The sequence below is a fragment of the Burkholderia sp. MSMB1588 genome (genome assembly GCF_001546925.1).
Taxonomy (GTDB): domain Bacteria; phylum Pseudomonadota; class Gammaproteobacteria; order Burkholderiales; family Burkholderiaceae; genus Burkholderia; species Burkholderia humptydooensis.
The window spans coordinates 2617242-2640367 of record NZ_LNJS01000001.1 but is presented as its reverse complement, the minus strand read 5'-3'; the positions used below and the strand labels follow the sequence as shown (position 1 = coordinate 2640367).

Genomic DNA, 23126 nt, shown 5'->3' with positions numbered 1-23126 from the left:
GCCCGGCGGCGCGCGCGCCGTCCGCTCATTTCCCAGGATTGCTCATGACCGATATCTCCGCCGTGGCCGGCCAGCCCGTGCTCGTTCGCAACGAACTGAACCTCGTCTGGCTCGACATGGAAATGACGGGCCTGAGCCCGGACACCGACCGCATCATCGAGATCGCCGTCGTCGTCACCAATTCGACCCTCGACATCGCGCTCGAGGGGCCCGTGCTCGCGATCCATCAAAGCGACGAGACGCTCGCGAAGATGGACGACTGGAACAAGAACACGCATGGCCGCTCCGGCCTCATCGACCGCGTGCGCGCGTCGAGCGTCACCGAGGCGGACGCCGCCGCGCAGATCGAGGCGTTTCTCGGCCAGTACGTGCCGCCCGGCAAGTCGCCGATGTGCGGCAACTCGATCTGCCAGGACCGCCGCTTCATGGCGCGCTGGATGCCGGAGCTCGAGCGCTTCTTCCATTACCGCAACCTCGACGTCAGCACGCTCAAGGAGCTGTGCCGGCGCTGGCAGCCCGCGATCTACAAGGGCTTTCAGAAGCGCGCGATGCATACCGCGCTCGCCGACATCCACGAGTCGATCGACGAGCTGAAGTATTACCGCGAGCGTTTTCTGATTCCGGCCGCGCCGGCGGGCGAGACAGCGTAAGAAGCGGGCGGCGCGCGCCGATCGCCGCCGCCGCGGCAGCCGTCACTTCGGCGCGCGCATCGCGCTCTTCGGCCGGAACGCCGCGCACACGGCCGGGTTCGTCTGCGCGTACGGGCCGCCGATCAGGTCGATGCAGTACGGCACCGCAGCAAAAATGCCCGGCACCTCGACCTTGCCGTCGTCGCCGCGCAACCCTTCGAGCGTTTCCTTGATCGATTTCGGCTGGCCGGGCAGATTCACGATCAGCGCCGCGTGATCCGCGGTTTCGCGAATCACCGCGACCTGCCGCGACAGGATCGCGGTCGGCACGAAATTCAGGCTGATCTGGCGCATCTGCTCGCCGAAGCCCGGCATGGCCTTCGTCGCGACGGCGAGCGTCGCCTCGGGCGTCACGTCGCGGCGCGCGGGGCCCGTGCCGCCCGTCGTCAGCACGAGATCGCAGCCGACCGTGTCGACGAGCTCGACGAGCGCGGCCGAGATCGTCGGCGCGTCGTCCCGGACGAGCCGCGTCTCGGCGCGCCACGGCGACGCGAGCGCCGCCGCGAGCCATTCGGACAGCGCCGGAATGCCCTTGTCCTCGTAGACGCCGCTGCTCGCGCGATCGCTGATCGACACGAGGCCGATCACGAGTTCGTCGGGGTGGTTACGCTTCGTCGTCGTCATCGTCGGAATCCGGTGAGTGGTCGGGCGCGTCGCTTTCGCCGCCGGCCGAGCCGCTCGCCGTCTTGATCCACTGGAACAGCTCGCGGAAGTAGCGCGGCGGCTTGCCTTGCTGCGCTTCCCTGCGCGTGTTGCGGATCAGCGTGCGGCCCTCCTGCACGTCGGCCGACGGATGCTCGCGGATGAACGCGGTCAGCGCATCGTCGCTCGCGAGCAGTTGCTCGCGGGTGCGCTCGATCCAGTGCAGGCGCGCCGTCTCGGCCTTGTTCACGCCGCGCTGCGCGTCGAGCGCCGCGCGCAGCGCGGCCGTCTCGTCGGCGCTGAGCGCGCGCATCACGCGCCCGACGTATTGAATCTGGCGGCGCTTGCCCTCGTGATCGGTGATGCGGCGCGCTTCGCGCACGGCGTCGGCGAGATCTTCCGGCATCGGCATGCGCTTGAACGCGTCCTTCGGCAGCTCGACGAGGGCGGCGCCCAGCTCCTGCAGCGCGTGCATGTCGCGCTTCAACTGGGATTTGCTGGGGCGATCGTAGCCGTGGTCGGCGTTCTCGCCGGCGTGCTCGATCGGTTGGATACGGGTTTTGCGTGTCATGGGCGGCATTGTATCGCGCCGGGCACCGCGCGGCCGCGGCGCGCCGCGCGCCGCGTCGCCGACCCGCGTCGCTCGCGCCGGACCTTGCTATGATCGCGGGATACGCACATTTCGAAACATGCGGGCGACCCGCCCGTCACCGGATACCACGACGATGGCTGCAAACCTCGACGCCCAGGCGCACTATTTCCCGCACACGCAAGACGAACTGAAGGCAATCGCGACGGACATCCTCCGGCACGCGAAGACGCTCGGCGCGACCGACGCCGCGACCGAAATCTCCGAGGGCGACGGCCTGTCGGTGTCGGTGCGGCGCGGCGAAGTCGAGACGATCGAGCACAACCGCGACAAGACGGTCGGCGTGACCGTCTTCATCGGCAAGAAGCGCGGCAATGCGAGCACGTCGGATTTCTCGCCCGCAGCGCTGAAGGACACGGTCGCAGCCGCGTACAACATCGCGCGCTTCACGGCCGAGGACGACGCGGCGGGGCTCGCCGAGGCCGAACTGCTCGAAACCGAGCCGCGCGACCTGGACCTTTATCACCCGTGGCGCCTGTCGGCCGACGAAGCGGTCGACCTCGCGCGCCGCGCGGAGGACGCCGCATTCGCGGTGAGTCCGCAGATCCGCAATTCGGAGGGGGCGAGCGTGTCCGCGCAGCATTCGCAGTTCGTGCTCGCGACGACGCGCGGCTTCCTCGCCGGCTATCCGTACTCGCGCCACTACATCGCGTGCGCGCCGATCGCGGGCGCCGGCCGCCACATGCAGCGCGACGACTGGTACACGTCGAAGCGCCGCGCGGACGAACTCGCTTCGCCCGAGTCGGTCGGCCGCTACGCGGCGCAGCGCGCGCTCGCGCGGATGGGCGCGCGCCGCCTCGACACGCGCAAGGTGCCTGTGCTGTTCGAAGCGCCGCTCGCGGCGGGCCTGCTCGGCGCGTTCGTACAGGCGGTGAGCGGCGGCGCGCTGTATCGGAAGACGTCGTTCCTCGTCGACAGCCTCGGCAAGGAGGTGTTCGCGCCGCACGTGCAGATCGTCGAGGACCCGCACGTGCCGCGCGCGATGGGCAGCGCGCCGTTCGACGAGGAAGGCGTGCGCACGCGCGCGCGCAACGTCGTCAGGGACGGCGTGGTCGAGGGCTATTTCCTGTCGACCTATTCGGCGCGCAAGCTCGGCACGCAGACGACCGGCAACGCGGGCGGCTCGCACAACATCGCGCTCAGGAGCGCGCTCACGACGCCCGCCGACGATTTCGACGCGATGCTCAAGAAGCTCGGCACGGGTCTTTTGCTGACCGAGCTGATGGGGCAGGGCGTGAACTACGTGACGGGCGACTATTCGCGCGGCGCTGCGGGCTTCTGGGTCGAGAACGGCGAGATTCAGTACCCGGTTGAGGAGATCACGGTGGCGAGCACGCTGCAGGAAATGTTCCGCCACATCGTTGCGATCGGCGCGGATTCGATCGTGCGCGGCACGAAGGAAACGGGTTCGGTGCTGATCGAGCAGATGACGATCGCGGGGCAGTGAGCGCGGCGATCGCATGGATCGCGCAAAAGCAAAAAGCGCCGCGGCGAGCGGCGCTTTTTTTGTGTCGTCGCGCGAGAGCCCGCGATATCGCGCGCCGCCTCGCGTGCGTCAACCGGCGCGCTTGCGACGATAGACGACGAATGCATACGCGAAGTCGTTCGGCGCGGCCGCGCGATGCGCATCGCGCGACACGGCTTCCCATTGCGCGGGATCGGGCGCGGGAAACGACGCGTCGCCTTCGAAATCCTGATCGATCTCGGTGACGATCAGCTTGTCCGCGTGGCGCAGGCCCTCCGCGTACAACTGCGCGCCGCCGATCAGGAACGCTTCGGCCGCGCCGTCGCGCGCGGCGAGCGCGAGCGCGCCGTCGAGCGACGTGACCGTGTCGCAGCCGTCGAAGTGGCGCGCGGCGTCGCGCGTGACGACGATGTTGCGGCGGCCGGGCAGCGGCCGGCCGATCGATTCGTGCGTCCTGCGGCCCATCACGATCGGCGCGCCCATCGTCGTGCGCTTGAAGAATGCGAGGTCCTCGGGAAGTTTCCACGGAAGTTGGTTGTCGCGGCCGATCACGCCATTGCGGGCGCGCGCGACGATCAGGGTCAGCGTCGTCATGACGGGAAGAAAAAGATGCCGGAAGGGCCCGATTCTACCGGATCTCGCGGCGCGCGACCGCGTGTCACGCGGGCCCGGCTTCGTCGTTCGGATGGCTCGCGCCCGGGCGATGCGCGCCCCATGACAGCTCGCGCAGGCCGTGCGACACCATCAGCCGATACAGCGTCGCGCGCGACACGCCGAGCTCCGCCGCCGCTTCGGTCAGGCGATTGCGATGCCGCAGCAGCGACGCCTCGATCGTCCGGCGCTCGGCGCGCTCGCGCGCTTCGGCGAGCGTCGTCGCCTGGCGCGCCGCGAACGGCGCGAGATCGAGATCGGCGGCCGACAGTTGCCGGCTGTCCGACATCACGATCGCGCGCCGGATCCGGTTGATCAGCTCGCGCACGTTGCCGGGCCACTGATAGTTGTACATCGCTTCGATCGCGCACGACGTGAAGCCGTGGATGCGGCGCGCGCCGTCGCTCCTGAACTGGTGCAGGATGTGATGCGCGAGGATTTCGATGTCCTTGCCGCGGGCGCGCAGCGGCGGCTCGTCGAGCTTCAGCACGCATAGCCGGTGGTACAGGTCTTCGCGAAAACGGCCGGCGCGCATCGCCGCGTCGAGATCGACGTGCGTCGCGGAGATGATCCGCACGTCGACCGGAATCGAATCGTGCCCGCCGAGCCGCTCGATCCTGCCTTCCTGCAGGAAGCGCAGCATGCTCGCCTGGCTCTCGAGCGGCATGTCGCCGATCTCGTCGAGAAACAGCGTGCCGCCGTCCGCCGATTCGACGCGGCCGATCTTGCGTTGGCTCGCGCCCGTGAATGCGCCGCGCTCGTAGCCGAACATTTCGGATTGCAGCAGATGATTCGGAATCGCGCCGCAGTTGATCGCGACGAACGGCGCCTTGCGGCGCTCGGAGCGCTCGTGAATCGCGAGCGCGGTCAGCTCCTTGCCGGTGCCCGATTCGCCGGAGATGAACACGGTCGCGTCGGTCGCGGCAACCTTGCGGATCATCCGGAACAACTGCTGCATCGCGTCGCACGCGCCGACCATCTCGTCGCCCGTCGCGGCGGCGGCGCCCGCCGCGAAGTCGAGATCGCACAGCGCGACCATCCCATAGGCGTGGCCGACCAGATAATCGATCGTCTCGTGCGGCGGCGGGCCCTGCATGTAGTCGAAGCAATACTGGCGAATCAGCCGGCGCACGTCGGGATCGTTGATGCGCGCGTCGCCCGCGAGCGCGATCCAGCCGACCTGCTGCTGGCGCAATACCGCTTCGAGCGTCGGCAGCTCGCGCGGCGCGAAGCCGTCGAGATCGGCGATGCCCGCCTGCGGCTGATTCGGCTTCACGCGCCGCGCCGCTTCGTTCGCGGAGCGCACGACGTGCACGTTCCAGCGTCGCGCGCGCAGATGCTCGACGAGCGTCGTGTCGGGCGTGCGCGACAGGTAGACGAGCTGGCGTGCGGCCGCGTCGTCCGGTGACGCGGACCGCTGCACGGCGTGGCCGGGCGGTGCGCAATCGGTGGGAGAGCGGAAGTCTGGCACGATGCACCTCAGTTGGGATGTTGTTCCGAACGTGTCGGGGGCCGCGCGCGGCGTGCAATGCTCGATGGGGGAGTCGCGGGCGTCGTCGCGTGGCGCGCGTCGTTGGCGCGGGCGATGCGGACGGGCGGCGGGGATGTCGAGCGGCCGGCGCGCGGTGCCGGCGTCGCTGCGACGCATGTGCGGTGGTTCGGGACGGGAGCGCGGCGATGCGCACGACATGCGTTGCTCGATGCGGGAAAACGTCGGCGCGCCGGCGGCGGCGTATCGCGCGGCGCGGCCGTGCGTCGTCGCGGCCGAATCTGTTCGGCCGGACATCGATGCGGCGATCGCGAACGCGCGCGCGGCGCGCGAATGCGGCGGCGGGCCGAGCGCGCGTCGGCGCGATTTCCTCGGACATGTGGTCCCCCCGCTGCGCGTCGCGCCGCGATCGCGGCGACGCAATGCGCATGCTCCATGAAGAAGCCGTCGACGGCTGCGCGTCAGCGCGGCGGCGGCGAATGGTTGTCCTGCGTCGCGCCGGCACCGCCGGCGGTCTTCGTTTCGGTGATGTCGATGGCGCTTGTCGCCACGCGGCGCGCGCTCGACGCGGCGAGCACGCCTGCTCTCCCCGCATGAAAAAGATCCGCGGCGCCGCGACATGCCGCGACGTTGCCGACGTCTTGCGCATCGCGCGAACGTCGTCGCCTGCATGCGGAAGCCGACGCGCTCGCGATGGACGGCGCGCATGCGGCCCGATGCGCATCACGGCGGTCGCACGTGCCGCACGCGCGGTCCGGCATCGTCGCGATTCGCCGCGCATCGGCGCTCGCCGCTGCATCGCTGGCGCGACCGGCACGCGCGAGCCCGCGCGGCGGGGCGGTGCGCGATGCGATGTTTGTCGCGCCGCGCGAAACGCGGCGGCGCGGCGAGATGAACGTGGAACCGTGTGCCGACGCTCGCTTCACCGTTGCAACGAGCGGGCGTTTCGTCGCGCTGCTGCGCGCATGGATTCCGCTGTCAAAAAGAGTGCCCGCCGGGGGACGGAGCACCAAAACGTTCGCCGTTGCATGAACGGCTCCGGCTATCTGGACGACCTGGACGATTCCGATGAGATGCGCGAGCGCGTCGCCGTGGCGCAATGCCCGCCGCAAGTCATGCCCCCCCGCCGGCTGTCCCAGACTTCCGTATTTGGGGGCCGCCTCGGATAGTTCGCTATCCGAGGCGGCTTCCGCTTCCGCGCGCAGCGCGAGGATCGTGACGCTGCGGCGCTGAAGAACTGCTGTGCCCGCGCGTCGATGCGCGGGCGACGAACCCGACGGGTTCGCCGATGCGATGCATCCTGCGTTCGCCGTCGCATGCGATGCGCGGCGCAGAGCGGGATGGATGGACGTGCGTGAATGCTTCAATTCGGACAGACGCGAGACGCGTGCGCTTCGCGCGCCGAGCGCGGTCACGCTCATGCGATGCATCGGCGCGGGCGTGGCCCGCGCGTCGAGATCGTCACGATCGTCATGCTCGTTTCGAGCGTCGCGAGTGCGCACTGCGTACCGACAGGCGGCGCACGAAGTGGCCGCACGCAGATGCGCGATGCTGCGCGCAACCGCGCCTACCGGCTCGACGTGCACGTTCGCGGCGTTGAAACCGGTTCGTATGGCCGGCAGCGCGCGGCGCGACGACGGGTGCGAGGCGTCGGGCAGGGCGGTCATCTCGTTTCCTCTTGATATTGCGTGGTTGTGTCGCAGCGGCGATTCGCATCCGGATGCGTCATTGCCGCGTATAGCTCACGCCGTCGCCGTGGATCATGCGTGCGTTCGACGGCATGGGCAGCGGCGCTGGCGGGCCGATCTCGTCCCACAGCGTCACGGTCGCGCCGCCGTCGACGAGCGGCGGCGGCGTCGCGACGGGAGCGGGCGCCGGCGCGCGATCGCGCTGTCGCGCGGATGCGCCGGCATCGACGCGCACGAAACGTTCGCCCCAGCCGGCTGCGGCAACGTGCCCGGGCTGCGCGTCGACGATCCGATACGTTTTGTTTTCGTGCGCGACTGCGACATAAGGACACGGGGCGGCAAGCGATATGGCGAATGCTGCGGCGATGGAATGCCGTCGACAGGCAAGGCAGGCAGCGATTCGCATGACATCTCTCCGGTTTTGCCGGTGATCGAGCGAAATGCATGCCATCGCGTGCAATCCGTTGCGCGTTCGGGCTGCGGAAATGCGCGGACGAATGAGTGCGCGGTCAAACGCGCACAAAACGTTTCAGCTTTGAAACGGGCCCTCGGGAATACCGCTGATTCAAAAAATGAAGGATTAATCTAATCTTCTACTCAAGTGTGCGACGAATTAAGTGAATCGATAAACACGATCTGTCACGTTTCAAGCAGAGGAATGCAACGGTATTTTCAATGCAGCCGATGCTGAAAAAATGCTTGATTGAATTCATTTGCTTCGTCGCATGCTTGTCAGTACGCTGAGACAACATGGATTCGGGAACGGGCGGAGAGACCACGGCCCTTTTTTCGAACCAAGCGCCGATTGATGGGGAACGCAGTTCCAGTGGTAGTGAAAAATGACGGGCCGGGCCCTTCTCGCGGGGCCCGGTCCGGTTCCGTCGCGCACCGGTGTCGGGCGGCGCGGCGCAAATTGTTGACTGGGTGGCGTCATGGATGTTGCGGCTAGACACCTCATTTACTATTCCCATCGTCCTGATGCGGATCTGCGGCGCTGTTTCGGCCAGCATGGCTGGCAGGTCGACGTTGTCGATTCGCCTCGCGAGATGCGGCGCTCCGCCGCGCGCGGCGTGATGGCGGGCGGCTTGCTCGATTTTTCGTGCGGGGTCGGGGCCGCCGAATTGCGCGAACTCGAAGCGAGTCTGAAGACGCCGAACGTCGGCTGGATCGCGACGACGAGGCGAGGGCAGATGGAAGACGAAGCGGTGCGCCGCTTCGTGCGCGATTACTGCTTCGACTACGTGACGGTGCCCTACGAGTGCGACCGCATCGTCGAGTCGGTCGGCCACGCGTACGGCATGGTCACGCTGTCGGAAGGGCTCGCGCCCGCCGCCGCCGCGACGGTGCGCAACGAGGGCGAGATGGTCGGCACCTGCGACGCGATGCTCGCGCTCTTCAAGATGATCCGCAAGGTTGCCACGACCGACGCGCCGGTGTTCATCTCCGGCGAGTCCGGCACCGGCAAGGAGCTGACGGCCGTCGCGATTCACGAGCGCTCTGCGCGCGCGAGCGCGCCGTTCGTCGCGATCAACTGCGGCGCGATTCCGCCGACGCTGTTGCAGGCCGAGTTGTTCGGCTACGAGCGCGGCGCGTTCACCGGCGCGAATCAGCGCAAGATCGGCCGTATCGAAGCGGCGAACGGCGGCACGCTGTTCCTCGACGAAATCGGCGATCTGCCGTTCGAGAGCCAGGCGAGCCTGTTGCGCTTCCTGCAGGAGCACAAGGTCGAGCGCGTCGGCGGACACCAGTCGATTCCGGTCGACGTGCGGATCATTTCCGCGACGCACGTCGACATGCAGGTCGCGCTGCGCAACGGGCGCTTTCGAGAGGACCTGTATCACCGGCTGTGCGTGCTGAAGCTTGAGGAGCCGCCGCTGCGCGAGCGCGGCAAGGACATCGAGATCCTCGCGCGGCACATGCTCGAGCGCTTCAAGGGCGACGCGCACCGGCGGCTGCGCGGCTTCACGCCCGATGCGATCGCGGCGCTTCACAACTATGCGTGGCCGGGCAACGTGCGCGAGCTGATCAACCGGGTGCGGCGCGCGATCGTGATGTCGGAGGGGCGGATGATCAGCGCGGCCGATCTCGAGCTGTCGGGCTACGCGGAAGTCGAGCCGATGTCGCTCGAGGAGGCGCGCGAGAGCGCGGAGCGGCACGCGATCGAGGTCGCGCTGCTGCGGCATCGCGGCCGGCTCGCGGACGCCGCGCGCGAGCTCGGCGTATCGCGGGTGACGCTCTATCGCCTGCTTTGCGCGTACGGGATGCGCGACGACGGCAGCACGCGCGCGAAGCGCGAAGAGGACCTGCGCCGGGCCTGCTAGGGCGGGCCTTGCTAAAATGGCGGGCACGACCGCTTTCGCGGCCGGAGGAACCCGCATGAAACAGTATCTCGATCTCGTTCGCACCATTCTCGACACCGGCGCCTGGCAGAGCAACCGCACGGGCATCCGCACGATCGGCATCCCCGGCGCGATGCTGCGCTTCGATCTGCAGCAGGGCTTTCCCGCCGTGACGACGAAGAAGCTCGCGTTCAAGTCGGCGATCGGCGAACTCGTCGGCTTCCTGCGCGCGACGCGCAGCGCGGCCGATTTTCGCGCGCTCGGCTGCAAGGTGTGGGACGCGAATGCGAATGAGAACGCGCAGTGGCTCGCGAATCCGTATCGCCGCGGCGTCGACGATCTCGGCGACGTGTACGGCGTCCAATGGCGGCGCTGGCCGGGCTACAAGGCGCTCGACGCGCACGCCGGCGCGCAGATCGCCGATGCGACGTCGCGCGGCTTTCGCGTCGTCGCGCGCTTCGAGGAGGACGGCGCGGAGAAGGTGCTGCTCCACAAGGCGATCGATCAGTTGCGCGACTGCCTCGATACGATCGTGCGCGATCCGTCGAGCCGGCGCATCCTGTTCCACGGCTGGAATCCCGCGGTGCTCGACGAGATCGCGCTGCCCGCGTGCCATCTGCTCTATCAGTTCCTGCCGAACGTCGAGCGCCGCGAAATCTCGCTGTGCCTGTACATCCGCAGCAACGACATCGGACTCGGCACGCCGTTCAATCTCGCGGAAGGCGCGGCGCTCCTCACGCTCGTCGGCCGGCTGACGGGCTACACGCCGCGCTGGTTCACATACTTCATCGGCGATGCGCATATCTACGAGAATCAGCTCGACATGCTCAAGCAGCAACTCGAGCGCGAGCCGTTCGAGAGCCCGCGGCTCGAGATCGCCGAGCGCGTGCCCGATTACGCGAAGACGGGCGAGTACGAGCCGCAATGGCTCGAGCGCATCGAGCCGTCGGACTTCGCGCTCGTCGGCTATCGCCATCACGAACCGCTGACCGCGCCGATGGCCGTCTGAACGGCGCGCGGCCCGTCTCGATCGACCCATGAAAAAAACCCGCGAATTCGCGGGTTTTTCGTTGATGCGAGGCGTGCGCTGCAGTTACGCGTGCCGGCGCTCTTCGCGGTGAGGGGCGAAACCGTGCTGCTGATCGGGGCGCACCTGATGCTGCGGCTCCTGGCGGGGCGCGGGCGGCGGGTTGTGCGGCACGGCGGGCGGCGGCGCGGCGGGGCGCGGCTCCATCCTCGGCGCTTCCATTCGCGGTGCGGGCATCCGCGGGGCTTCCATCCTCGGTGCTTCAACCTGCGGACGCGGCGCGGGGGCCGGCGCGCGATATTCGCTGCGCGGCGCGGGCGGTGCGGCTTCCTGACGCGGGGCCTCGCGCGGCGCGCTGCGCGGCGCTTCGGGCGCGCGCATTTCGTTTCGCGGCGCCTGCTGCCATGCCGGCTGCGGCTGCGTGCGCTCGGCGGGCTGCGGCGCGGGCTGGGCGGAGTGCGTGGGCGTCGGCGTCGAGCGGATCGGCGGCACCGCGTTCTGCGTCGGCGACCGGTAATTGAGCGGCGCATTCGGCTCGACGTTCGCGCGCGGCCGGCCTTCGTTCGCGCGCTGCTGCTGGATCGGCGGATGCGGCTGCGTCCAGGACGGCTGCGGACGCTGCGTTTCGCCCGGCGCACGCGCTTCGTTGCGCGCGCCCGGGTTCTCGACGGCCGTGGGCGGCCGCGGCACGCCGTTTTGGGGCGACGGCGCGGGATTCGGCCGGGCCCCGTTCGGCCGGGACGCGTCAGGCCGCATCGCGTTTTGCGGCCCGCCCGGCGCACCGGGAACAGCCGGCGCGTGCGGTGCATTTGGCTGCGTGGCGCCCGGCTGCGGAACGCCGGGGCGCGCGAAGTTCGATGGCGCGGCATTCAGTTGAGCCGCATTCGGTTGAGCTGCGTTCGGCTGCGGCATATTCGGCTGCGGCCGTTCGCCCGCGCGCGCGGCCGGATTGCCCGCGCCGCCCTGCGGGCCGCGCGCGGGTTGCGCGACGCTCGCGTGCGTGTCGACGAGCTGCACGTTGCGCATCGCCCAGCGGTTCGGCGCGCCGGTGTTCTCGGGCGTGCGTACCGGCCGCATCGCGTAGTTCGGCGGCACGGTGGTCTTCACGACGGGCGCGCCCGCGCCCGGCACGCGCGCGCCGCTCTGCGCGAGATGCGCGGCGAGCTGATCGTGATAAGCGGCCGGCACGGCCGGGTTGCGCGTCGCGACGATCGAGCGCTGCTCGACGGCCGCGGGCGGCCGGTACGCGGCGTTGCGCAGTGCGCCCGTGAAGCTTTGCCGAACCGGCGCGACGCCCGGCGCGCCCGAGCCGATGTGCGCATTGCGCCACTGCTGCGGATCGACCTTCTGCGCGAAGCGCGACACCGGCTGCCCGTGGACGAACGCGGTCGCCGGCACGGCCGTCACCGCGTTCGGCGCGCGGAAGTTCACGTACGTGTTGTGGATGTTCGTGATGTTCGTCACGTTCACCGTCTTGTTGACGTTGATGTTGTTGACGTTGTTCACGATTACCGTCTGGTTCACGCGCTGGTAGTAGTGCGGGCTCCAGCCGCCCCAGCTCGGCCGCCACGGGTCGCGCGGCCCGAGCGGGAACCACGCGACGCCCGCCGCCGCAATGCCGCCGACCGCGAGGCTCACGCTCCAGTCGAAGCCGCCGCCGCCCCCGCCGACGAACGCGACGAGCGCGGGCGCGTAGCACGGTGGCGCGCTGACGACGAGCGGGCCCGGCACCCATGCCCACGAGTCGTCGACGTACGCCCAGCGGCCGTAGTGATACGGCGCGAAGCCCCACGGCTCGTCGTCGACCCAGGTCCAGCCCCACGGCGCCTGCCAGATCCAGTGGCCGGTGTGGTACGGCGCCCAGCCGGCGGGCACCGCGCTCGGCACCCACACCTCGCCGTAATCGGGGTCGTCGCGCCACGTTCCGTTCGCGTCGAGGTCCTGGTAGCCCGGGATTTCGCGCGATACGTAGCGGGCCGACACGGAGCGTTCCTCGGCTGCATCGCGGCTAGCGGCCCAGTCGTCGAGGCCGTCGGGCGGCGCCACGGCGCCCGTGTCCGCGACTTGCAGCCCGGTGCCCGTGAAGACGACCCGCTGGCCGGCCGACACCGGCATCTGTGTGCCGTCGCCGTAGACGGTTGCGCTGCCGCGCCGCACGGTGACGGTCGTGCTCGAACCGTCGGGCGCGACGTCGACGCGATAATCGCCGGGCGAGCCGACCGCGAGCGCGAGGTTCGGCGTGTCGATTTCATACGACGTGCCGGGCGGCAGTTCGCGCACGTGCGTCGACAGCGTGCCGAGCGGCACCTTCAGTTGCGTGTTCGCGTCGTCGAGATTGAGGATCGACAGGCTCGTCGATTGGCCGAGCCGCACCGCGGTCGAGCCGATGTGCAGCTCGGAGCGCGCGCCCGAATCGTTCCATAGCTGGTCGCCCGTCGTGAGCGGACGGTTGACGGCTGCGTACGACCAGTCGCTCGCGCCCGCGGGCTCGGTCGTGACGGCCCCGGACAGGTAGTTCAGGCGCGCGACGCGGCTCGGCGGATCGCCGCCCGCTTGCTGGGCGACGCCGGCGGGCGGCGGGGCGACGTTTTGCGCGATGGCGGGCGGTAACGCAGCGAGCATTGCGACGGCGACGAGCGTGTAGCGGGCGATGCGCGAAAGCGCAAACGGATGGCGAGTGGCAAGGATGGTCATCATTGTCTCTGTATTGTCCGGCGTGGCACGCGCCGTATGAATCCACTCTATCCGCTCGGCATGTTTCAGTGACGGTGGTTTTGTTATGCGATTTGATGTGCGTGTAACAAGAGTTGTCGGCACGGCGGAATTCGTCAGAGCAATGAAAGCGCGCGTCATTCGCCGGTAAGCAAGGCGTCGAATTCGCGCTGGCCGGCGGGCGTCACGCGCAGCACGCGAGGCTTGGCCGCATGCTCGATCCAGCCGCGTTGGCGGAAGCTTTCGAGGAGCGCCGCGCCGAGCGAGCCGCCCAGGTGCGGACGGCGCTCGCTCCAGTCCGGGCACGTGCACGCGAAGCGCCGGCGCTTCGCGCGCTGGCCGCCGATGTCGATGCCCCATTGCGCGAACTGCGCGGCGCCCGCCGCGCTCGCATCGAGCGTGCCGTCCGCGGCTGTCAGCCAGCCGCGCGACATCAGCCGCTCGAACACCTGGACCGCTAGCTCGCCCGCCATGTGGTCGTAGCAGGTGCGCGCATAGCGCATGTCGGGCGGCACGATGCGCGCCGGCTGGGGGATCGGGCGCCGCGGCGCGGCCGCCTGCGCGACGTTCGCGAGCGCCTCGATCGCCGCGGCGATATCGGGCGACGCGATCCGGTAATAGCGATGGCGGCCGCGCACGTTGAGCGCGAGGAGGCCGCCGTCCGCGAGCCGCGCGAGATGCGCGCTCGCCGCCGACGGCGACAGCCCGACGATCATCGTCAGCTCGCCCGCGGGGCGCGCGCTGCCGTCCATCAGCGCCCAGAGCATCGCGGCGCGTCCCGGATCGGCGAGCAGCGCGCCGAGATGGCTCAAGCCGGGGAAATGGTGATCGCGATCGGAAGCGGACATTGGCGAACCTCGGGAAGGAAATAGCTCGAGTGTAGGCGCGTATGGCATTCGATGTTTCGGGGCGGGCTGAAATGTCGGATGCGCGCCGGCGTTTGCTGCGCTCGCCATGACGGCGCGCGTAGAATGCGACGTCCGATGACTCGCCGGCGCGCGATCGCGGCGCGCCGGCCGCTCGACGATGCTTCTTCCGATGAAAACACTTGTTGCCACCCTCATTGCCGCGTTCGTCTGCGCGGGCTGCGCGTCCGGCGGCGCCGGCGGATCGGGCGCCGGGACCGGCCGCATCGAGATGTACGGCACGATCGATCAGGGCGTGACGATCCGCAACTGACGGCGCAAAGCCGACCGCAGAGCGCGCGGTCGCGAGCAAGCGCCGCTCCCGCATCGGCGCGGGCGCTGGCCCGAAACGGCGGCTGCGGCGCTATGTCGCAGCGCAACGTATAATCGTCTCCTTTCCCGCCACACAGCAGAACCGGAGCCAGCCGAGATGTCCGCCACGCCCCCCGCGCCGCTTGATCGCACCGAAACCGTTTTCCGCTTCCTCGCCGAGCCGACGTCCGTCAACTTCGGCGGCAAGGTGCACGGCGGCGCGCTGATGAAATGGATCGACGAGACCGCGTACGCGTGCGCGGCGATCTGGTCGAGCCGCTATTGCGTGACGGTGAGCGTCGGCAACATCCGCTTCCAGCGGCCGATCCTCGTCGGCAATCTCGTCGAGCTGAAGGCGCGCGTCGTCGCGACGGGCCGCACGAGCATGCATATCCACGTGTCGGTGCACGCGGGCGATCCGAAGGGCGGCGTGCTGCGCCAGACGACCGATTGCCTCGTCGTGTTCGTCGCGGTCGACGAGAACGGCAATCCGGTGCCGGTGCCGCCGTTCGTGCCCGTCACCGGCGAGCAGAAGCGGCTCGCGCAGTACGCGATGGACGTGCGTGAGGCGCTCGACAAGATCGTCGAGCTCAAGCCCGAGGAAGTCGCGAAAGGGGAAGTGTGAGCGTTCGCCGCCTTCGCGTGCGCAAAAGCAGGATGCCGGGCGCCCGGCGCATCGAATCGAGAAAAACGCCGCGATCGTTCGCGGCGTTTTTCGTTTGAAGCGCGAAGCGCGCGATACGAAGGAACGCGATCCGGCGTGCAGCCGTGCGCGACGCCTGCCGCGCCGGGGTCAGCGGTTGCCGACCATCTTCTCCGGCCGCACCCATTCGTCGAATTGCGCGTCGGTCACGTAACCGAGCGCCAGCGCGGCGGCTTTGAGCGTCGTGCCTTCCTTGTGCGCCTTCTTCGCGATCTGCGCGGCCTTGTCGTAGCCGATGTGCGGATTGAGCGCCGTCACGAGCATCAGCGATTCGTTGAGGAGCGCGTCGATGCGCGCGCGATTCGGCTCGATGCCGGCCGCGCAGTGATCGTTGAAGCTTTGCGCGCCGTCCGCGAGCAGCCGCACCGACTGCAGCACGTTGTGCGCAATCATCGGCCGGAACACGTTCAGCTCGAAATTGCCGCTCGCGCCGCCGAAGTTTACCGCGACGTCGTTGCCGAACACCTGGCAGCACAGCATCGTCACCGCTTCCGATTGCGTCGGATTGACCTTGCCCGGCATGATCGAGCTGCCCGGCTCGTTCTCCGGAATCGACAGCTCGCCGAGCCCGCAGCGCGGCCCGCTCGCGAGCCAGCGGATGTCGTTCGCGATCTTCATCAGGCTCGCGGCGACCGTCTTCAGCGCGCCGTGCGCGAACACGAGCGCGTCGGCTGCGGCCATCACTTCGAACTTGTTCGGCGCGCTGACGAACGGCAATCCCGTGAGCCGGCCGATCTCGGCCGCGACGCCCGCCGCGAACTTCGGATGCGCGTTCAGGCCCGTGCCGACCGCCGTGCCGCCTTGCGCGAGTTCATACAGATGGGGCAGCGCCGCCTCGACGTGGCGAATGCCCTGATCGAGCTGCGCGACGTAGCCGGAGAATTCCTGGCCGAGCGTGAGCGGCGTCGCGTCCTGCAGGTGCGTGCGGCCGATCTTCACGATGTCGGCGAAGGCGGCGGCCTTCGCGTCGAGCGTCGCGCGCAGCGTGCGCAGCGCGGGCAGCAGATGGCCGACGATCGCGCGCGCGGCGGCGACGTGCATCGCGGTCGGGAACACGTCGTTCGACGACTGGCCGCGATTGACGTCGTCGTTCGGATGCACGTTGCGGCTTTCGCCCCGCTCGCCGCCGAGCAGCTCGCTCGCGCGGTTCGCGATCACCTCGTTGAGGTTCATGTTGGTCTGCGTGCCCGAGCCCGTCTGCCAGACGACGAGCGGGAATTCGTCGGGATGACGGCCGGCGATGATCTCGTCGGCGCTGGCGATGATCGCGTTCGCCTTGTCCTGCGCGAGCACGCCAAGTTCGAGATTGACGGCGGCCGCCGCGCGCTTGACCAGCGCGAGCGCGTGAATCAGTTCGGGCGACTGCTTCTCGGTCGAGATCTTGAAGTTCTGCAGCGAGCGCTGCGTTTGCGCGCCCCACAGCCGGGCCGCCGGCACTGCGATTTCGCCGAACGTGTCGCGTTCCATCCGTACTGCTTCGCTCATGATTGCTCCTTTGGATGACGGGGAGCGCCGCGCGGTCGCGGCGCAATGCGTATGCGGGGACGGAGCCGTTCTCGCGACGGCGTCCACTGTTGGGCAAGCATAGCGCTGCACGCGATTTCGTGCCGCGGCGCGCAGGTGCGCCGCGACGAATGGCGCGGTGCGATGCATGCGCGCATCGACGTGCGCGGCGGCGTTCGGATGCGATCGCTTCGTGTCGGGGCGGCGTCGCGCGCGCATGTTCGATGCGGGACGACATTGGCCGCTTCGTCGAGCCCGTCGAGGGCAGCGGATCATGCGCTTGCGCGCTTACGTCGAAGCCCGTCCTCGAGCCCCCGCCCGCGCGCCGAGCGCGGCGCTCTTCCGGTGAAATCGCCACGTCATCAGCACCGCGACGCTCGCGAGGCCGGCCGCGAGCCCCCACCATAATCCGCGCGCGCCGAGGCCCGCGTGGAACGCGAACCAGTAGCCGGTCGGAAAGCCGATGCCCCAGTAGCCGAGCGTCGCGGCGAGCATCGGCACGCGTGTGTCCTTCAGGCCGCGCAGGCAGCCGGAGCCGACCGTCTGCATCCCGTCGACGATCTGGAACACCGCGGCGATGCCGAGCAGCGACGTCGCGAGCGCGACCGTGTGCGCGTTTGCGGGATCGTCGAGCTTCAGGTAAAGGCCGACGATCGCGTGCGGCGCGACGATCAGTACGAGCCCCGACAGCGACATGAATGCGATGCCGAGCCCGAGCGCGACGAAGCCCGCATGCCGCGCGGCAACGGGCGCGCCCGCGCCCGCCCAGTAGCCGACGCGCACGTTCGCGGCCTGACCGATCGCGAGCGGCACCATGAATGCGACCGACGCGACGTTGAGCGCGATCTGGTGCGCGGCGAGCGACGATTCGCCGAGCACGCCGACCGTGAGGCCCGTCGCGAGAAAGAGCGTCGACTCGACGCCGTACGTGATCGCGACCGGCCAGCCGATGCCGAACAGCTCGCCCATCAGCGGCAGCCGCGGCCGCGTGGCGGCGACGAAGTGCTTGAACGTCGGCCGTCCGTGCAGCAGCGCGACGAGCGTGATCGCGGTGAGCCAGATCGTGATCGTGGTTGCCGTAGCGGAGCCGAGGAAGCCGAGCCGCGGCAGCGCGAACGCGCCGTGGATCAGTCCGTAGTTGAGAAACGCGTTGACGCCGACGCTCGCGAGCGACACCCAAAGCAGTCGCTTCGCCGCGCCGATCGCGGGCAAGAACGAGCGCATCAGCCCGACGCCGATCAGGCTGCCGGGCGCCGCGAAGCGCAGCACGGCCGCGTATTCGCCGACGTTGTGCGCGAGCGCCGCCGGTTCGCCGAACACGCGCAACAGCGGCTCCGCGAACGACAGCAGCGCGAACGCTGGAACCGCGAGCAACAGCGACAGCGCGAAGCCCGTCCAATAGATATGCGGCACGCGATCCTCGGCCTTTGCGCCGCGTGCGTGCGCCACGCTCACGCTGACCGACGTCAGTACGCCCTGCAGCAGCGTCACGACGACGAAGAACAGATTCGCGCCGAGGCCGCCCGCCGCGAGCGCGTCGGGGCCGAGCGAGCCGAGCAGCACCGTGTCGGTGACGCTCATCGCCATTTGCGAGAGTTGCGCGATCGCGAGCGGCGCGGCGAGGCGCGCCGTATCGGCGGCGTGGCGGGACAGCGTGGGAGGCGGCGCAGCGGCCGCTCGCGTGAAACCGGTAGGCGACATGGGACGCGTTCGCACGAGCGGCCCGCCCGCGCTTTGCTTATTTTTGCGAAACGATCAGCTTACGAGTTTCCGCAAGCGCTGTCGATGAGCCATCGTCGATGGCCTTACGATCGGCAGGGGCTCACTATGACGCGCCGTGCACGGCGATGCGCGTGTCGCCGAGCAGCACGACCTGTCCCGCGCGGATCTTGCAGGTCTTGCGCAGCTCGATCGCGCCGTCGACCTTCACGGCGCCCGACGCGACGATCATCTTCGCCGAGCCGCCGCTATCCGCGAGACCCGTGAGCTTCAGCAGGTTATGCAGTTCGACGAATTCGCCGGTCAGCGTGAAATCGAGATTGGGCATGGCAATGAAAACGGAGACGAGCGCGCGCAGACGAGAGCCCGCCGCGCAGCGGGCATCGCATCATAAGCGATGCGCGCCGCGTGCGGTGTAAGGCGCGCGTCAAATGTTGTCCGGGTTTCGCGCGATTCGGGCCGCTGCTTGTAAGCGAGTGTGTCGAACTCGTCAGCAAATGAAACGGTGGGTAACAGTTGGCGAGAACGGCGAACTGCGAACGAGAGCGGCCGGTCTGTACACGGACTCGCTGCATGTCGCGGCGGGCCCATAGCGGCGGGCCGGTTCGAAGGCGCGCCGCATCCAACGACTTTGTTGAGGAGAATTGCGATGTCCAAGATTCGTGCAATGCTGATCGGTGCCGCGGTGGCGGCGATGGCGACGAGCGCTTTCGCGCAGACGGCAGGCGTGGCGACGCAAGGTTCGGTCGGCGGCTCGGCCGACGTGCTCGGCCAGAAGGCGGGCGCGAGCGCGCAACTGAACGCGGGCGGCGATGCGTCGGCTGCATCGCCGGAAGCGGCGGAGAACGCCGTCAAGCATTCGGCGAAGAAGCACGTGAAGCACGCGAAGGCCAAGGCGAAGGCGAAGGCCGACGAAGCGGCCGAACTCGGTGCGGATGCGAAGACGAAGGCGAGCGGCGCGGTCGAAGGCGCGACGAATGCGGCGGGCAACGCCGTCAGCGGCGCGACGAACGCGGCGGGCAACGTGGTCGGCGGCGCGACGAACGCGGTCGGCGGTGTCGCGGGCGCGGCGGGCGGTCTCGCGAAGGGCGTCGTGGGCGGCGCGAACGGCTCGGTGTCCGTCAACGGCGGCGTGAAGGCCGGCGCGGGCGAGTAAGCGCCGCCAGGCGAGGCGCGCGGGCGGTTCGCCCCGGAAGGCCCGCCCGACGCGGCGCGCTCAGGCTGAAGGGCAACGGCCCGGATCGCATCATGCGGTCCGGGCCGTTGCGTTGTCGGGGAGGCGCTTTCGCGCGGTCGAATCGCCTACCCGCGCGCGCCGATGAACGAGCGGAGGCGCCGCACGCTACGAGCGCCGCCGGCCTTGCGGCTGCGACGCGTTCTGCGCGCCGCGCGCGGGCGTCTGGACCATGAACACGCTGCGCAACCACGCGGCGGCGCGCGCGAAGATGTCATACGGCTCCTCGACGAAGATCTCGGGCTTCAAAAGGCGCAGGTATTCCATGATCTGTTGCGCTTCCTGCTTCTGGAACGAGCCGTGCGAGATGCCGAGCCTGAGCAGTCCGCGCAGCTCGCCAAGCTTTTCGCGCGCGACGCTGCCGACGCTCATCTCGCACGCGAGCTTCGCCTCGTACACGCGTTGCCGCAGCGATTCGGCGAGCCGCCACGCGGGCGTCTGCATCCGTTCCTCGAGCGTTTGAATGTCGGTGACGGCCGACTTGATCTGCGCGGCGAGCGGATCGACGAGCGCCGCGTCGCCCTGCGCGCCGGACACGATGGCGGCGGCCCAGTCGCGGCACGCTTTCGCGAGTTCGTCGGGCGTCCATTCGGAGCGCGACGCGAAGCCGAAACCGAATTCTCCCGCCTGCCGGATCAGGATCGAGACGACGTCCGGAAACTCCTTGTCGAGCGTGCGCTTCGCCCACGCATACTGGCCGCCCTGCAGAAGCCGCTGAACCGCGTGCTCGGTGAGCGGCACCATGCTGTCGAGCAGCTTCGCGCGCAGGAAATCCTCGAACGACGGCGTGACGAATTGCGGATCGAGCTTGAGCGACACGCGCACGAACGCATCGTAGTCTTTGCGCAAGGAAACGACGGTGTCGTCTTTCAGCGTGAGAGTGATCTGGCCCATGTCTGTCTCGATGCTCGATGCCGGTCGGCTCGACCGGCGCTTTCGCCCGCACGCGAGCCGACGCGGGCGGGCCGCGTGCGCGCTGCGCGGACCGGCGGCTGGCCGCCGGTCCGCACGCCGGATGGACCGGGTCTCGTCTGGATCGGGTCCCGCCGCCGGGCGCGGGGCTGCATCCTCTTAACGGCAGCGCGCGCGAGAACTTGAGGGCCGTGCGCGCCGATGTCGCGCGCCGCGGCGAAGACGGCTCAGCCGGGCAGCCAGCCGTGCGGCAGCACGAGCGCCTGCCAGAAGAAGAACGCCGCGAGCCCGGCGGCGATCGTGACGAGCGGCCGGCGCGTCGCGGCGGACACGAGCACCGCGGCGGCGGCGCCGACGAGTCGCGGATTGCGCCACGTCAGCTCCGCGTCGCCGCCGTGCGGCGCGACGGTCATCGGCACGATGATCGCGGTCAGCACCGTCACCGGCACGAAGCGCAGCGCGGCGAGCGCGAGCGGCGGAAACACGAGGCGATCGCCGAGCAGGAAGAGCGTCGTGCGGATCGCGGACGTGAGCGCCGCCATCCCGAGAATCAGCAGCGCGTAGCTCATGACGCGGCCTCCGTCCGCCGGCGCGTGCGTTGCGCGGCGAGCCACGTCAGCGCGACGCCGATCGCGACGCCTGCGGCGACGGCGGCGAGCAGGCCGAGCTTGTACGGCCATGCGCGGCAGAAGAACGCGACGGCGCCCGCCGTCACCGCGGCGGCGAGATAGCGCAGCGCGGCGAGTTGCGGCACGACGATCGCGATGAACGTCGCCGCCATCGCGAAGTCGAGGCCGAGCGATTGCAGACGCGGGAACGCGGCGCCGAACAGCAGGCCCGCGATCGTCCAGATCTGCCAGTTCACGTACATCGCGATGCCCGAGCCGAAGAAGTGATATGGTCCCGTCGCGCCGGGTTCGGCGTGACGATAGTGCGCATACGCGACGGCGAACACTTCGTCCGTCATCAGCGCGCCGAGCGTCGCCCGCCACCGCAGCGGCAGATGCGCGACATATGGCGCGAGCGTCGCGCTGTACAGCAGGTGGCGCAGGTTGACGACGAACGTCGTCGCGAGCACGACCGCGTAGCTCGCGCCGCCCGCGATCAGGCCGAGCGCGATGAACTGCGCGGAGCCGGCGAACAGCGCGAGCGACATCAGCTCGCCGTGCCACGGCGCGAGCGGCCCGGTCGTGACGAGCGTGCCGAAGATCACGCCGAAAGGCGCCGCGCCGACCATCATCGGGACGGTGTCGCGCACGCCGGCGGCGAACTCGGCGAGCCGGCCGGGTGGGGGATGCGTGGGGCAGGACTGGGACACGACGGCTACCTCCTGTCCGGCGGAGGATAGCGGGGCGGGGCGCGCGCTCGCTTGTACGTTCTTGCGGTGTCGATGCTGTTGTTTTTGCCGAAGCCGACGCTAGAGGTGGAGCGTCGAAACACTGGCGCGTTGGAACTGAAGCGGGTAGCCAACGTGCTTGCCGCCGCCACGCTACGACGGCTGCCAACGCCCCGGCGGCACCCCGAACATTCGTTTGAAATGGCGGGTGAAGTGGCTCTGATCGGCGAAGCCGCACGCGGCGGCGACATCGGCGACGCTCGCGCCCGCACGCAGCGGCGCGAGCGCGCGCTGCAGGCGCAACTGATTGCGCCATGCATGCGGCGGCATGCCGGTCGTGCGCGAGAACAGGCGGGCCGCATGGAACGGCGACAACCCGGCCGCCCGTGCGACGTCCGATAGCGTGACGGTCTCGGACAGGTCGGCGGCAAGCCGCTCGCGCATCGCGTCGACGCGCCGATGGTCTGCCGCGACGCCGCGCGTCGTCGCGCTGCGATTGCGCGCGTGGCGGGCGATCAGCGTCGAATACGCGTCGAGCATCGTGGTTTCGGCGGACAGCGGATCGTCGGGAGACCGAGCCGCGCCTGCGCGGAACGAGCACGAGTCCGTAGGCGAGGCGAGGGACCCAACCGAAGCCGAACCCGAACTCCCGCCGGCCGCCCCGAGTCCCTCGCCCGGCCGCAGGCGACGGGCCGCGGCGCCGCCGCTCGCCTCCATCAACCGATACGCGGCGACGAGCCGCGCGGCGAGATCCGCATCGTGGATGACGTCGAGCCGGAACCACGGTGCAGGCTGCGGCTTGCCGGCGATTTCGTCGGCGAGCGTGCGAACGAAATCGACGGGCACGTAGGCGACGCGATAGCGCCAGCCGTCGTCGGCCGCGCGCGAGCCGGTGTGGATTTCGCCCGGATTGATGACGGGGATCGAGCCCGCGTCGGCGACATATGCGCTGCCGTGGCACGTGTAGCGCTCGGCGCCCGCCTCGATGACGGGGATCGTGTACGCGTCGTGCCAGTGGGGCGCGAACGCGTGATCGTGATAGGTCGCCGTGACGAAGTCCGCATCCGGCAAGAGCGGCGTGCGCCAGTAGCGGACTTCCTCTCGCGAGCGTTCGGATCGCATGGCGGCGGCTCTCGGCTCTCGGCTTTCGG

General features: G+C 69.4%; 22 protein-coding genes and 2 pseudogenes. 8 read left to right on the top strand and 16 right to left on the bottom strand.

The features are described from left to right. The first annotated feature begins 44 nt into the window (after positions 1 to 44). Positions 45 to 650 (top strand): oligoribonuclease, encoded by a 606-nt coding sequence (gene orn, locus WS92_RS23710; protein WP_009913224.1) that lies wholly within the window; start codon positions 45 to 47, stop codon positions 648 to 650. Between the two features lie 42 nt (positions 651 to 692). Here the strand turns inward: orn and mog are convergent, their stop codons facing one another. Both mog and yjgA read right to left on the bottom strand, forming a co-directional pair. Next, complete coding sequence (gene mog / locus WS92_RS23705; RefSeq protein ID WP_015601319.1) at positions 693 to 1313, bottom strand: molybdopterin adenylyltransferase; 621 nt, start codon at positions 1311 to 1313, stop codon at positions 693 to 695. After that, on the bottom strand, positions 1294 to 1902 hold the full coding sequence (gene yjgA / locus WS92_RS23700) for a ribosome biogenesis factor YjgA (protein ID WP_015601572.1): 609 nt from the start codon (positions 1900 to 1902) through the stop codon (positions 1294 to 1296). Before yjgA ends, mog begins: the two co-directional genes overlap by 20 nt. Before the next feature lie 154 nt (positions 1903 to 2056). On the opposite strand from yjgA, the gene pmbA reads away from it, so the two are divergent. Next, the gene (pmbA, locus tag WS92_RS23695; RefSeq protein WP_006025758.1) at positions 2057 to 3427 is read left to right on the top strand and encodes a metalloprotease PmbA; all 1371 of its coding nucleotides are present in this window, start codon (positions 2057 to 2059) and stop codon (positions 3425 to 3427) included. Positions 3428 to 3535: 108 nt separating this feature from the next. Here the strand turns inward: pmbA and WS92_RS23690 are convergent, their stop codons facing one another. The 5 genes and pseudogenes from WS92_RS23690 to WS92_RS36780 form a co-directional block, all read right to left on the bottom strand. Then, a complete protein-coding gene (locus WS92_RS23690; protein ID WP_015600609.1) occupies positions 3536 to 4039 on the bottom strand; it encodes a dihydrofolate reductase in 504 nt (167 codons plus the stop codon). 64 nt (positions 4040 to 4103) lie between these two features. Then, positions 4104 to 5781 (bottom strand): annotated as a pseudogene (locus tag WS92_RS23685) (sigma-54 dependent transcriptional regulator). Between the two features lie 265 nt (positions 5782 to 6046). Further along, complete coding sequence (locus WS92_RS35945; RefSeq protein WP_059934022.1) at positions 6047 to 7252, bottom strand: hypothetical protein; 1206 nt, start codon at positions 7250 to 7252, stop codon at positions 6047 to 6049. 58 nt (positions 7253 to 7310) lie between these two features. Further along, complete coding sequence (locus WS92_RS36785) at positions 7311 to 7508, bottom strand: hypothetical protein (RefSeq protein WP_009913214.1); 198 nt, start codon at positions 7506 to 7508, stop codon at positions 7311 to 7313. 358 nt (positions 7509 to 7866) lie between these two features. Further along, positions 7867 to 8283 carry a hypothetical protein gene (locus WS92_RS36780; RefSeq protein ID WP_231755983.1) on the bottom strand — a complete coding sequence of 139 codons (417 nt, stop codon included), beginning with the start codon at positions 8281 to 8283 and terminating at the stop codon, positions 7867 to 7869. Here WS92_RS36780 and WS92_RS23665 point away from each other — a divergent pair. Next, positions 8206 to 9594: a sigma-54 dependent transcriptional regulator gene (locus tag WS92_RS23665; RefSeq protein ID WP_059934021.1), complete on the top strand. Its 1389-nt coding sequence runs from the start codon at positions 8206 to 8208 to the stop codon at positions 9592 to 9594. The genes WS92_RS36780 and WS92_RS23665 overlap by 78 nt on opposite strands. Positions 9595 to 9649: 55 nt before the next feature. After that, positions 9650 to 10621, top strand: a complete 972-nt coding sequence (locus WS92_RS23660) for a thymidylate synthase (RefSeq protein WP_059934019.1) — start codon at positions 9650 to 9652, stop codon at positions 10619 to 10621. Between the two features lie 84 nt (positions 10622 to 10705). Here the strand turns inward: WS92_RS23660 and WS92_RS23655 are convergent, their stop codons facing one another. Together WS92_RS23655 and WS92_RS23650 are read right to left on the bottom strand one after the other, a co-directional pair. After that, entirely contained in the window at positions 10706 to 13333 is a 2628-nt protein-coding gene (locus WS92_RS23655) for a DUF6600 domain-containing protein (protein ID WP_059934129.1), read from the bottom strand. A 155-nt stretch (positions 13334 to 13488) separates the two neighbouring features. After that, positions 13489 to 14199: an ArsR/SmtB family transcription factor gene (locus WS92_RS23650; RefSeq protein ID WP_059934017.1), complete on the bottom strand. Its 711-nt coding sequence runs from the start codon at positions 14197 to 14199 to the stop codon at positions 13489 to 13491. 178 nt (positions 14200 to 14377) lie between these two features. On the opposite strand from WS92_RS23650, the gene WS92_RS35155 reads away from it, so the two are divergent. Together WS92_RS35155 and WS92_RS23645 are read left to right on the top strand one after the other, a co-directional pair. Next, entirely contained in the window at positions 14378 to 14530 is a 153-nt protein-coding gene (locus WS92_RS35155) for a hypothetical protein (RefSeq protein ID WP_162486738.1), read from the top strand. A 156-nt stretch (positions 14531 to 14686) separates the two neighbouring features. Further along, the gene (locus WS92_RS23645; protein ID WP_006025769.1) at positions 14687 to 15193 is read left to right on the top strand and encodes an acyl-CoA thioesterase; all 507 of its coding nucleotides are present in this window, start codon (positions 14687 to 14689) and stop codon (positions 15191 to 15193) included. 168 nt (positions 15194 to 15361) lie between these two features. On the opposite strand, the gene fumC is transcribed toward WS92_RS23645, so the two are convergent. Beyond that, complete coding sequence (gene fumC, locus WS92_RS23640) at positions 15362 to 16756, bottom strand: class II fumarate hydratase (RefSeq protein ID WP_015600249.1); 1395 nt, start codon at positions 16754 to 16756, stop codon at positions 15362 to 15364. Between the two features lie 14 nt (positions 16757 to 16770). On the opposite strand from fumC, the pseudogene WS92_RS36775 reads away from it, so the two are divergent. Then, a pseudogene (locus tag WS92_RS36775) lies at positions 16771 to 16878 on the top strand (fumarate hydratase); the annotation flags it as partial. A gap of 184 nt (positions 16879 to 17062) precedes the next feature. Here the strand turns inward: WS92_RS36775 and WS92_RS23635 are convergent. Next, complete coding sequence (locus WS92_RS23635) at positions 17063 to 18475, bottom strand: MATE family efflux transporter (RefSeq protein WP_059934015.1); 1413 nt, start codon at positions 18473 to 18475, stop codon at positions 17063 to 17065. Between the two features lie 124 nt (positions 18476 to 18599). After that, positions 18600 to 18821 (bottom strand): RNA-binding S4 domain-containing protein, encoded by a 222-nt coding sequence (locus tag WS92_RS23630; protein WP_006025772.1) that lies wholly within the window; start codon positions 18819 to 18821, stop codon positions 18600 to 18602. Positions 18822 to 19142: 321 nt separating this feature from the next. On the opposite strand from WS92_RS23630, the gene WS92_RS23625 reads away from it, so the two are divergent. Further along, complete coding sequence (locus WS92_RS23625; RefSeq protein ID WP_015601267.1) at positions 19143 to 19649, top strand: hypothetical protein; 507 nt, start codon at positions 19143 to 19145, stop codon at positions 19647 to 19649. A gap of 186 nt (positions 19650 to 19835) precedes the next feature. On the opposite strand, the gene WS92_RS23620 is transcribed toward WS92_RS23625, so the two are convergent. From WS92_RS23620 to WS92_RS23605, 4 genes are all read right to left on the bottom strand, one after another. Next, positions 19836 to 20621 carry a DUF4088 family protein gene (locus tag WS92_RS23620; RefSeq protein ID WP_006025774.1) on the bottom strand — a complete coding sequence of 262 codons (786 nt, stop codon included), beginning with the start codon at positions 20619 to 20621 and terminating at the stop codon, positions 19836 to 19838. A 245-nt stretch (positions 20622 to 20866) separates the two neighbouring features. After that, positions 20867 to 21208: an AzlD domain-containing protein gene (locus WS92_RS23615; protein ID WP_006025775.1), complete on the bottom strand. Its 342-nt coding sequence runs from the start codon at positions 21206 to 21208 to the stop codon at positions 20867 to 20869. Further along, positions 21205 to 21957: an AzlC family ABC transporter permease gene (locus WS92_RS23610; RefSeq protein ID WP_059934013.1), complete on the bottom strand. Its 753-nt coding sequence runs from the start codon at positions 21955 to 21957 to the stop codon at positions 21205 to 21207. The genes WS92_RS23615 and WS92_RS23610 overlap by 4 nt, the downstream gene beginning before the upstream one ends. Positions 21958 to 22128: 171 nt before the next feature. Next, positions 22129 to 23097: an AraC family transcriptional regulator gene (locus WS92_RS23605; protein WP_059934010.1), complete on the bottom strand. Its 969-nt coding sequence runs from the start codon at positions 23095 to 23097 to the stop codon at positions 22129 to 22131. Between the last annotated feature and the right edge of the window lie 29 nt (positions 23098 to 23126).

Excerpts from the sequence above, each read along its gene's own strand:
- WS92_RS23650 (WP_059934017.1), bottom strand. The coding sequence starts at position 14,199 with ATGTCCGCTTCCGATCGCGATCACCATTTCCCCGGCTTGAGCCATCTC.
- WS92_RS23655 (WP_059934129.1), bottom strand. The coding sequence starts at position 13,333 with ATGACCATCCTTGCCACTCGCCATCCGTTTGCGCTTTCGCGCATCGCC.
- WS92_RS35155 (WP_162486738.1), top strand. The coding sequence starts at position 14,378 with ATGCTTCTTCCGATGAAAACACTTGTTGCCACCCTCATTGCCGCGTTC.
- orn (WP_009913224.1), top strand. The coding sequence starts at position 45 with ATGACCGATATCTCCGCCGTGGCCGGCCAGCCCGTGCTCGTTCGCAAC.
- fumC (WP_015600249.1), bottom strand. The coding sequence starts at position 16,756 with ATGAGCGAAGCAGTACGGATGGAACGCGACACGTTCGGCGAAATCGCA.
- yjgA (WP_015601572.1), bottom strand. The coding sequence starts at position 1,902 with ATGACACGCAAAACCCGTATCCAACCGATCGAGCACGCCGGCGAGAAC.
- mog (WP_015601319.1), bottom strand. The coding sequence starts at position 1,313 with ATGACGACGACGAAGCGTAACCACCCCGACGAACTCGTGATCGGCCTC.
- WS92_RS35945 (WP_059934022.1), bottom strand. The coding sequence starts at position 7,252 with ATGACCGCCCTGCCCGACGCCTCGCACCCGTCGTCGCGCCGCGCGCTG.
- WS92_RS23605 (WP_059934010.1), bottom strand. The coding sequence starts at position 23,097 with ATGCGATCCGAACGCTCGCGAGAGGAAGTCCGCTACTGGCGCACGCCG.
- WS92_RS36780 (WP_231755983.1), bottom strand. The coding sequence starts at position 8,283 with ATGCTGGCCGAAACAGCGCCGCAGATCCGCATCAGGACGATGGGAATA.
- WS92_RS23665 (WP_059934021.1), top strand. The coding sequence starts at position 8,206 with ATGGATGTTGCGGCTAGACACCTCATTTACTATTCCCATCGTCCTGAT.
- WS92_RS23615 (WP_006025775.1), bottom strand. The coding sequence starts at position 21,208 with ATGAGCTACGCGCTGCTGATTCTCGGGATGGCGGCGCTCACGTCCGCG.
- WS92_RS23620 (WP_006025774.1), bottom strand. The coding sequence starts at position 20,621 with ATGGGCCAGATCACTCTCACGCTGAAAGACGACACCGTCGTTTCCTTG.
- pmbA (WP_006025758.1), top strand. The coding sequence starts at position 2,057 with ATGGCTGCAAACCTCGACGCCCAGGCGCACTATTTCCCGCACACGCAA.
- WS92_RS23660 (WP_059934019.1), top strand. The coding sequence starts at position 9,650 with ATGAAACAGTATCTCGATCTCGTTCGCACCATTCTCGACACCGGCGCC.
- WS92_RS23630 (WP_006025772.1), bottom strand. The coding sequence starts at position 18,821 with ATGCCCAATCTCGATTTCACGCTGACCGGCGAATTCGTCGAACTGCAT.
- WS92_RS23690 (WP_015600609.1), bottom strand. The coding sequence starts at position 4,039 with ATGACGACGCTGACCCTGATCGTCGCGCGCGCCCGCAATGGCGTGATC.
- WS92_RS23645 (WP_006025769.1), top strand. The coding sequence starts at position 14,687 with ATGTCCGCCACGCCCCCCGCGCCGCTTGATCGCACCGAAACCGTTTTC.
- WS92_RS23635 (WP_059934015.1), bottom strand. The coding sequence starts at position 18,475 with ATGTCGCCTACCGGTTTCACGCGAGCGGCCGCTGCGCCGCCTCCCACG.
- WS92_RS23625 (WP_015601267.1), top strand. The coding sequence starts at position 19,143 with ATGTCCAAGATTCGTGCAATGCTGATCGGTGCCGCGGTGGCGGCGATG.